The organism is Methylobacterium sp. WL18 (genome assembly GCF_008040015.1).
Lineage (GTDB): Bacteria > Pseudomonadota > Alphaproteobacteria > Rhizobiales > Beijerinckiaceae > Methylobacterium > Methylobacterium mesophilicum.
Window position 1 is genome coordinate 1 of sequence record NZ_VRVD01000145.1, and the last position, 9,093, is coordinate 9,093.

9 protein-coding genes are annotated in these 9,093 nt (G+C 69.4%); 6 read left to right on the top strand and 3 right to left on the bottom strand.

Features of this window, described 5'->3' with window-relative positions; translation table 11 throughout:
- A partial coding sequence (locus tag FV228_RS12835) for an oxidoreductase C-terminal domain-containing protein (protein ID WP_147854974.1) occupies positions 1-546 on the top strand: 546 nt, incomplete at its 5' end.
- A 4-nt stretch (positions 547-550) separates the two neighbouring features.
- Positions 551-1,792: a cytochrome P450 gene (locus FV228_RS12840; RefSeq protein WP_147854982.1), complete on the top strand. Its 1,242-nt coding sequence runs from the start codon at positions 551-553 to the stop codon at positions 1,790-1,792.
- Between the two features lie 128 nt (positions 1,793-1,920).
- On the opposite strand, the gene FV228_RS12845 is transcribed toward FV228_RS12840, so the two are convergent.
- Positions 1,921-3,033, bottom strand: coding sequence for an alkene reductase (locus FV228_RS12845; protein ID WP_147854975.1), 1,113 nt, complete (start codon positions 3,031-3,033; stop codon positions 1,921-1,923).
- Positions 3,034-3,352: 319 nt separating this feature from the next.
- On the opposite strand from FV228_RS12845, the gene FV228_RS12850 reads away from it, so the two are divergent.
- The 4 genes from FV228_RS12850 (at position 3,353) to FV228_RS12865 (ending at position 8,432) form a co-directional block, all read left to right on the top strand.
- Complete coding sequence (locus FV228_RS12850) at positions 3,353-4,528, top strand: zinc-dependent alcohol dehydrogenase (RefSeq protein ID WP_147854976.1); 1,176 nt, start codon at positions 3,353-3,355, stop codon at positions 4,526-4,528.
- Between the two features lie 92 nt (positions 4,529-4,620).
- Positions 4,621-5,802: an L-dopachrome tautomerase-related protein gene (locus tag FV228_RS12855; protein ID WP_147854977.1), complete on the top strand. Its 1,182-nt coding sequence runs from the start codon at positions 4,621-4,623 to the stop codon at positions 5,800-5,802.
- A gap of 419 nt (positions 5,803-6,221) precedes the next feature.
- Positions 6,222-7,700: a PAS domain-containing methyl-accepting chemotaxis protein gene (locus FV228_RS12860; protein ID WP_147854978.1), complete on the top strand. Its 1,479-nt coding sequence runs from the start codon at positions 6,222-6,224 to the stop codon at positions 7,698-7,700.
- A 57-nt stretch (positions 7,701-7,757) separates the two neighbouring features.
- Complete coding sequence (locus FV228_RS12865; RefSeq protein WP_147854979.1) at positions 7,758-8,432, top strand: SOS response-associated peptidase; 675 nt, start codon at positions 7,758-7,760, stop codon at positions 8,430-8,432.
- A 21-nt stretch (positions 8,433-8,453) separates the two neighbouring features.
- Here the strand turns inward: FV228_RS12865 and FV228_RS12870 are convergent, their stop codons facing one another.
- On the bottom strand, positions 8,454-8,714 hold the full coding sequence (locus FV228_RS12870) for a hypothetical protein (RefSeq protein WP_147854980.1): 261 nt from the start codon (positions 8,712-8,714) through the stop codon (positions 8,454-8,456).
- A gap of 107 nt (positions 8,715-8,821) precedes the next feature.
- The coding region (locus FV228_RS12875; protein WP_147854981.1) for a hypothetical protein at positions 8,822-9,093 on the bottom strand (272 nt) is incomplete at its 5' end.

Genomic DNA, 9,093 nt, shown 5'->3' on the forward strand with positions numbered 1-9,093 from the left:
GGCCTGACGGCGGATCCCGGCGGCGTCACCTGCGACGCGGCCTGCCGGGTCCTGGACGCGGACGGAGCGCCCTGCCCCGACATCTACGCGGCCGGAGACGTGGCCCGCTGGCCGATCCGGCTCTACGGCGACCGGCTGGTCTCGGTGGAGCATTGGGGCAACGCCGTCGAGCAGGCGGCCCACGCCGCCCGCAACATGCTGGCGGCCCCCGAGGACCAGCGCGCCTACGTGCATCTTCCGGCCTACTGGTCCAGCCAGTTCGGGATCAACATCAAGGCCGTGGGTCTCACCGAGGGTGCCGACGCCGTCGCGGTGGTGCAGGGTACGCGCGCGTCCCGGCGCTTCCTCGCGGTCTACGGCCGGGCCGGACGCAGCATCGCGGCGGTCTCGTTCGACCAGGCCCGGTGGCTGCCCGCCTATGCCGAGGCGATCGAGGCGGGCGCCGCCTTCCCGCCGATCCTCGACGCCACGGACCAGCCCCGGATCGAGACCGCAGCGCCGGGCTTCCCGCCGGCGCGCCCCTCCGCCGAGGCCGCCCATGGCTGACCCGATGTCCGACGAGGCCCTGTTCGCCGCCGTGACGGACCCGGCCAACCGGGCCGACCCCTACCCGCTCTATGCCCGTCTGCGGCAGCGCCCGGTCTGGCGCCAGCCGGACGGCAGCTACGTGGTGAGCGGCCACGCGGCGATCCGCGGCCTGATCTTCGATCCGCGCCTCAGCTCGGAGGATCTGCCGCCGCCCCGCCGGCCGCGCACCGGCAACCCGCTCAAGGACCTCATCCTCAACCCGATCAAGAACCGCATCACCGCGACCCACCGGCCGCTGATCTTCCGCGACCCGCCCGACCACGACCGCCTGCGCAGCCTCGTCATGCGCGAATTCTCCATCACCCGGGTGCTCGGCCTGCGCGACCGGATCGCCCGCGAGGTCGATCAGCTCATCGACGCCTGCCGGGGGCGCTCCGAGATCTGCCTGGTGAGCGACCTGTCGTACCCGTTGCCAGTCACGGTGATCTGCGAACTGCTCGGCGTCCCCGAGGCGGACGAGCCGCGCTTCCAGGTCTGGGCGACGCAGCTCGCCACCGCGGTGGAACCGGATGCCCACCACGACGCCGAAACCCGCCGTCAGATCGTCGGGGCCTTCGACGCGATCGCCGCCTATATGCGCGACCTCATCCGCGAGAAGCGCCGGCGCCCGGCCGACGACATGCTCAGCGGGCTGGCCGCGCCCGGTCCGGATGGCCGGAAGCAGCTGAGCGACTTCGACCTGATCGCCACCGCGGTCCTGCTCCTGGTCGCGGGCCACGAGACCACCGTGAACCTCATCACCAACGCGATGCTGACCCTGCTGCGCCACCCGGGCGAACTCGAGCGCCTGCGCGCCGACCCGGAGCGGGCGCCGCAGGTGATCGAGGAGGTGCTGCGCTACGAACCGCCGGTGCATTTTCGGACCCGCAAGGCGTTGGGTTCGATCACCATGGCCGGCGAGACGATCCCGAAGGGCGCCCCGGTGATCCTGCTGTTCGCCGCGGGGAACCGCGACCCGGAACGGTTCTCCGAGCCCGACCGGTTCGATCCGGACCGAGCGGACATCCAGCATTTCGGCTTCGGCGGCGGCCTGCACTACTGCATCGGCGCACCGCTCGCCCGGATCGAGGCCGAGATCGCCCTGGTGGCGTTGAGCCGCCGCCTCGTAGCGCCCCGCCTGCTGCGCGACCCGCCGCCCTACCGGCCTGGCGCGTCGCTGCGCGGGCCGGAGCAGCTCGGGATCGGGATCGACGGGACCGTCTGAGAGCCCGTCGCCCCGGCCGGATTCCGGATGGGTTACGAAACGTGAACCGCCGGAATGTTTCCCGTGAAACATTCACAGGTTCCGGCCCCCGTCCCTGCTGGGACGGAGGAGCCGTCGATCCCGTGCGATCAGCGCCGCACCGGGACCGGACCGTTCATGCCGGGCCAGTCGGAGTAGCCGTTGGCGCCACCACCGTACCAGTAGGGCTTGGGCGCCTCGGCCAGGGGTGCGCCGCTGGCGAGGCGATCGACGAGGTCGGGGTTCGCGATGTAGGGGCGGCCGAAGCTGAACAGGTCGGCCCGGCCTTCGGCCAGCTCGGTCTCCGCGAGGTCGAGGGTCAGCTGGTTGTTGCCGATATACGCGCCCTTGAACCGACGGCGCAGGTCGAGGAAGTCGATCCCGTCCGGAACGTCGCGGGTCTGCTGGGTCACGCCTTCGATCGTGTGGACGTAGAGCAGGCCGAAGCCGTTCAGCGCGTCGACATAGGCGCCGTAGGTGGCGTGCGGATCGGAATCGAGCGGCGTCTCGCCGGGCTGCGTGGTGGCGGGCGAGAGCCGGATGCCAACGCGGGCGCCGCCGCCCCAGACCTCGGTGACCGCCCGGACCACCTCCAGGGGAAAGCGCAGGCGGTTCTCGATCGACCCGCCGTACCGGTCGGTTCGCTTGTTGGTGGAATCGCGGACGAACTGCTCCAGCAGGTAGTTGTTGGCCGAGTGGATCTCGACGCCGTCGAAGCCGGCCCGCTTGGCGTTCTCCGCGGCCCGCCGGTAGTCGGCGACGATTCCGGGGATCTCGTCGGTCTCCAGCGCCCGCGGCGTCTCGTGGGGCTTCATGCCGTCCTGGGTGAACGCGGTCCCCTCGGGCTTGATCGCGGAGGCCGAGACCGGCAATGCGCCGCCCGGCTGAAGATCGGGATGGGAGATCCGGCCGGTGTGCCAGAGCTGCAAGAAGATCCGCCCGTCATTGGCGTGGATCGTCCTCACGATCCGCGACCAGCTCTCCACCTGCGCGTCGGACCAGATCCCCGGGGTGTAGGCGTAGCCGACGCCTTGCGGTGAGATGTTGGTCGCCTCGGAGATGATCAGCCCGGCATTCGCGCGCTGCCCATAATAGTCGGCGGCGAAGTCCGGCGGCACGCCTTCGTCGTTCGAGCGGCTGCGGGTCAGGGGTGCCATCACCACCCGGTTCTTGAGCGTCAGGTCGCCGATGGTGACGGGTTGAAGGATCGGGCTGTTCGGCATGGGGCCTCGCACACGGCATCGCGGAAGGACGATGGCCGAAAACGCCTCGCCCAGGCTCGGAAGGGATGGCCGATAACCCGTCGAGGCCCGTCCGGGGTTCCACGGTCGCGCCTGGATCGGCCGAATCGGCTGCCATCGCAGGCCGGCGGCGCGGAATGCCGCGGGAACCGGCCTCCAGGGCCCGCCTTGCCCTGTCGGTCGCTTGCGAGCGGCGCGGCCTTGGGCGTCGCCGCAGCGGAACTTGACCGTACGGCCGGGCGCTTGCCCTGGCGAGGCCGCACCGCGCGGCTGTGCTTCCCCGATCTGGAGAACCGACCCGATGAAGGCACTCTGCTGGCACGGCAAGAACGATATCCGCTGCGACACGGTGCCGGACCCGGTGATCGAGGATGCCCGCGACGTCATCATCAAGGTGACGAGTTGCGCGATCTGCGGCTCCGATCTCCACCTGATGGACGGCCAGATGCCGACCATGAAATCCGGCGACGTGCTCGGCCACGAGTTCATGGGCGAGGTCGTCGAGGTCGGCCAGGGCTTCACCAAGTTCAGGAAGGGCGACCGCATCGTCGTGCCGTTCAACATCAATTGCGGCGCCTGCCGCCAGTGCAAGCTCGGCAACTGGTCGGTCTGCGAGCGCTCGAACCGCAACGGCGAGATGGCGGCCGCGCAGTTCGGCTACCCGACCGCGGGCCTGTTCGGATACTCGCACCTCACCGGCGGTTATGCCGGCGGGCAGGCCGAGTACGTGCGCGTGCCCATGGCGGACGTGGCGCCCATGAAGGTGCCGGATGGCATGGACGACGAGTCGGTCCTGTTCCTCACCGACATCCTGCCCACCGGCTGGCAGGGCGCCGAGCATTGCGAGATCCAGGGCGGCGAGACCATCGCGATCTGGGGCGCGGGCCCGGTCGGCCTGTTCGCGATCCAGTCGGCCAAGATCATGGGGGCCGGGCGCATCATCGCCATCGACACCGTGCCCGAGCGCCTCGCCCTCGCGAAGAAATCCGGCGCCACCGACGTCATCGACTTCATGAACGAGGACGTGTTCGAGCGGATCCGTGAGATCAGCAAGGGCCAGGGCGCCGACGGCGTCATCGACTGCGTCGGCATGGAGGCGAGCGCGGGCCATGGCGGCCTCACCGGCGTGCTCTCGACCCTCCAGGAGAAGCTGACCTCCACCGAGCGGCCCTACGCGCTGGCCGAGGCGATCAAGGCGGTGCGCCCCTGCGGCATCGTCTCGGTGCCGGGCGTCTATGGCGGCCCGGTACCGGTCAACATGGGCTCGATCGTGCAGAAGGGCCTGACCCTCAAGAGCGGCCAGACCCACGTGAAGCGCTACCTGGAGACGCTGACCAAGCTGATCCAGGAGGGCAAGTTCGACATGACGTCGATGATCACCCACCGGTCCACGAACCTCGCCGACGGCCCGGACCTGTACAAGACCTTCCGCGACAAAAAGGACGGCTGCGTGAAGGTGGTGTTCCACCCGAACTGAGCCCGATTGCGGCGCGCCCGCCGCCGCCGAGACGGCCCCGGTCGCCAGAGACCGGGGCTTCGACCGTCGCTTTATCCCAGGACCAATCCCGTATGACGATGCCGGCCGCCCGCACCCTGCTGCCCCTCCTCCTCTGCACCCTCGCCGGATCGGCCCTGGCGCAGGAGCCCGTGGCCGCCACCTCGCCGCCGCCGGCCGGCTCGACCGCGCTGACGCAGGTTGCGCACTTCCAACATCAGGTCACCGGCGTGACAGTGGCGCAGGACGGCCGGATCTTCGTGAACTTCCCGCGCTGGACCGAGGATTCGCCGGTGTCGGTGGCGGAGCTGAAGGACGGCAAGCCGGTCCCCTACCCCGATGCCGAGTGGAATGCCTGGCGCAACGCCCGCAAGGACGAGGTCGACCCAAAAACCCACTTCGTCTGTGTACAGAGCGTGGTCGCCGACCGGCAGGGCCGGCTCTGGGTCGTCGATGCCGCCGCCCCCGCGATGGCGGCCGTGGTCAAGGATGGCCCGAAGCTCGTGGCGATCGACCTGAAGACCAACACGGTCGCCAAGACGATCGCGTTCGACCCGACGGTGGCCCCGCAGGGCTCCTACCTGAACGACGTGCGGATCTCGCCCGACGGCAAGACCGCCTACCTCACGGATTCCGGCGCGGAGGGCGCCCTGGTGGTGGTCGACATCGAGTCCGGGACGGCCAAGCGGCTGCTCGCGGGCGTGCCTGCGACCATGCCCGATCCGGCCGTGACGGTGACGTATGACGGCAAGCCCCTGCGGCGGCCGGACGGGCGCGGCGTCGCGTTCTCGGCCGACGGCATCGCCCTCTCACCGGACGGCAAGACGCTGTACTGGCAGGCGATCAAGGGTAAGGTTCTGTACAGCCTGCCGACCGACGCGCTGACCGGCTGGGTCACGGCATCGCTGGTGCCGGAGATGCTGGCCGACAAGACCCTCACCGGCAAGGTCGTCACCGTGGGCGAGAATGGGCCAGCCGACGGTCTGCTCATCGATCGCGACGGCAGCCGCCTATACGTGACGTCGCCGCAGGACGATTCGATCAAGGTCCGCGATCTCGCGTCCAAGGATTCTGGGGTGACCACGCTGATTCAGGATCCGCGCCTGCGCTGGCCGGACACGTTCAGCCAGGGGCCGGACGGGACCGTCTACGTCACGACCTCGCACATCCAGGATTCCGCCTTCTACAAGGAGGGCGCCCCGGTCGCGCTCCCGACCGAGCTGTGGAGCTTCAAGCCGGTTGCGGCTCCGCGCTGAGCCCGTCACACGCCCGACGTCTGTCGGCGCCGGGCCGGAAGCTCATCACCCAATATGGGGCAGGACCACGCAACGAGATTGCTTGTACATCGCGAATGGCGTCGCAACAGATAAATTCACTTTACGTCACCATAAATACAAATCCCCCTGTTTATCATTCATAATCTTGGGTCATAGAACGTCCGATATTTTAAAGACCGCTCTTCGACCATTTAAAATTGAATACCGGTCCGGTCGTGACATGAAGTCAGATCTGTCAGTCGAAAAATACAAACAGAAACAATTCCATCTCCAACACAAATTACGATATCGGCCACCTATTCATGATGGGGAGGCACATGGTCCGGCAGCTTCCCGATCGACACCATCAAAATCAATTTTATAAGATTCGAGATTTCGTAACAGGGATTATATGAGCGATGAACTTGCTGTTCGATAAGGATCTCCGCTCGAAAGTGGAGGCCCTGGACCGGTCTCAGGCCGTCATCGAATTCGCCCTCGACGGCACGATCCTGACGGCCAACAAGAACTTCCTCGACGCGGTCGGCTACAGCCTCGACGAGATCCGCGGCCAGTCCCACCCGATGCTGGTCGCCCCGGCCATCCGGGAGACGGACGCCTACCGCGCGTTCTGGGCGGCGCTCCGGCGCGGCGAGTTCCAGGCGGGCGAGTTCAAGCGCATCGGCAAGGACGGCCGCGAGATCTGGCTGCAGGCGACCTACAATCCGATCCTCGACCGCCGCGGCAAGCCGATCAAAGTCGTCAAGTTCGCCGCCGACGTCACCGCGCAGGTGATGCGCACCATCGCGTACGAGGGGCAGATCGCGGCGATCAACCGGTCGCAGGCGGTGATCGCGTTCGCCCTGGACGGCACGATCCTGACCGCGAACGAGAACTTCCTCACCACCCTGGGATATCGGCTGGACGAGATCCAAGGCCGCCACCACGGCCTGTTCATCGACCAGACCGAGCGCGACAGCGCCGCATACCGGCGCTTCTGGGAGGATCTGGGCCGCGGCGAGAGCCGGATGGCCGAGTACAAGCGCCTCGCGAAGGGTGGGCGCGAGGTCTTCATCCTGGGCAGCTACAACCCGATCTTCGACCGTGACGGGCGCGTCATCACGATCGTCAAGTTCGCCACCGACGTCACCGCCGCGGTGCTGGAGCGCCGGCGCCGGGCCGACCTTCAGAGCGCCCTCGCGCGCGACCTCACCGCGATCGCGGAGGCCGCCTCCGGCGTCTCGCAGCAGGCCGGACAGGCCGCCCAATCATCGACGCACGTCTCCGGCGACATCCAGATGGTGGCCTCGGGCGCCGAGGAACTGGCCGCCTCGGTCTCCGAGATCAGCGCGCAGGTCGTGCAAGCATCCGAGATCTCCGGGCAGGCCGTGAGCCAGGCCCGGGAGACGCAGCGGATCATCGCCGGCCTCAGCGCGTCGGCCGCCCAGATCGGCGAGGTCGTCGCGCTGATCCAGAGCATCGCGGCGCAGACCAACCTGCTGGCGCTCAACGCCACCATCGAGGCGGCCCGGGCCGGCGAGGCGGGCCGGGGCTTCGTGGTGGTCGCCGCCGAAGTCAAGGAGCTGGCCAACCAGACCGCCCGGGCCACCGAGCAGATCGGCGCGCACATCTCCGGGAGCCAGGAGGCCACCCGGGGCGCCGTGGCGGCGATCGACGCGATCCAGGGCACGATCGTGCGGCTCAACGAGGTCGCCACCGCGATCTCGACCGCGGTCGAGGAGCAATCCGCCGTCACCCGCGAGATGTCGGCGAGCATGCAGGCGGCCGCGCAGGGCGTCGGCTCGATCACCGGCAGCCTCGATCTGATCGCCCGATCCGCCCGGCAGGCGGACGGCGCCACGCAGCAATTGCGCGCCGCCGCACAGGACGCCACTTGACCGCCTGCGGGACCGCGACCCGGTTCCCGACGACCCGGAGGACGATCCGAGACCCCCATGTGCAACCTCTACAGCCTGCGCACCGGCCCCGCCGGGCTGCGCCGCGCCTTCGGAACCGTCGGCGACCGCACCGGCAACCTGCCGCCGCTGCCCGCGATCTTCCCCGACCAGATGGCCCCGGTGGTCTGGAACGGGCCGGAGGGCCGGGAACTCGCCCTGATGCGCTGGGGCATTCCCGGCCCGAAGGCCTTCGGCGAGCACCCCGTCACCAACGTCCGCAACGCCGCGAGCCCGCACTGGCGCCCCTGGCTGGGCCCGGCCCACCGCTGCCTGGTGCCGGCCAACGCGTTCAGCGAGTACGCCGACGCGAAGCCGCGCAAGATCCCGGTCTGGTTCGCCTGCGACGAGGACCGTCCGCTCTTCGCCTTCGCGGGGATCTGGCGGCCCTGGACCGGCGTGCGCGGGACCAAGCGGGAGAACCCGGACCGCGTCCCCGAGGAGCACCGGCTGTTCTCGTTCCTGACCACGGAGGCGAACGGGGTCGTCGGCCCGGTCCACCCCAAGGCGATGCCGGTCGTCCTCACCGAGCCGGAGGAATGGGCGGCCTGGCTGGAGGCTCCGACCGCCGAGGCGCTCAAGCTGCAGCGCCCGTTGCCGGATTCGGCCCTGCGCGAGGTGGCCCGGGGCGAGCGCTCGGACGGCGCCGCGCCGGATGCCGAGCCCGAGGCGTGACCGCGGGCTGCGGCGTTCCGGTCACTGGATCGAGCCGCCGTCGGGCGTCTGAAGAAGCCGCAGGGCCTCGCCCAGCACCGCGTGCAGGTCGGCCGCGCCCTGCAGGCTGAGGGGAAGCCCGACCCGCTGACCGAGGATCGTATCGAGGACGACCATGGCGAGGTCCTCGCCGACGAGCAGGCTTGGCTTCGGCAGGCAGAGCGGCAGGACGAAGTCGCCCTCCGTCTCGCCGAGGACGTCGATGGCGTCGCCAGGTCGAAAGGGCTTGGTCTTGTCGTTCATCGCGGCCTGACCTCGCGGGCATGTCCGGTATGACGGATGAAACGCTACGCGATCGGGAGCCCGCGGGCCAGCCTCGGGCGAGGGCGATTACCTCGGAGGATGATGCGTCAGCGCTCCCCGTCCGGGAGGCGCCGCGTCCGGACCGTCAGCGTGTCGATCTCCAGGGATCGGACCTTCAGGGATCCCACCTCCAGAGAGTCCACCTGCAGGGAGTCCACCTGCAAGGCCCCGACCCGGGCGCGGCCGACCGACAACCGGCCGATCGCGAAGGCGCCCAGCGCCACCGCGCCGAAGGCCAAGGCCCCGATCGCCAACGCCCCCACCGCGGAGGCGCCGACCGCCCCGGCTCCAACGGCTCCGGCTCCGATGGCCCCTGCCC

Coding starts and splice junctions, on each gene's coding strand:
- FV228_RS12855 (WP_147854977.1), top strand. CDS start 4,621: ATGACGATGCCGGCCGCCCGCACCCTGCTGCCCCTCCTCCTCTGCACC.
- FV228_RS12860 (WP_147854978.1), top strand. CDS start 6,222: ATGAACTTGCTGTTCGATAAGGATCTCCGCTCGAAAGTGGAGGCCCTG.
- FV228_RS12870 (WP_147854980.1), bottom strand. CDS start 8,714: ATGAACGACAAGACCAAGCCCTTTCGACCTGGCGACGCCATCGACGTC.
- FV228_RS12840 (WP_147854982.1), top strand. CDS start 551: ATGTCCGACGAGGCCCTGTTCGCCGCCGTGACGGACCCGGCCAACCGG.
- FV228_RS12850 (WP_147854976.1), top strand. CDS start 3,353: ATGAAGGCACTCTGCTGGCACGGCAAGAACGATATCCGCTGCGACACG.
- FV228_RS12845 (WP_147854975.1), bottom strand. CDS start 3,033: ATGCCGAACAGCCCGATCCTTCAACCCGTCACCATCGGCGACCTGACG.
- FV228_RS12865 (WP_147854979.1), top strand. CDS start 7,758: ATGTGCAACCTCTACAGCCTGCGCACCGGCCCCGCCGGGCTGCGCCGC.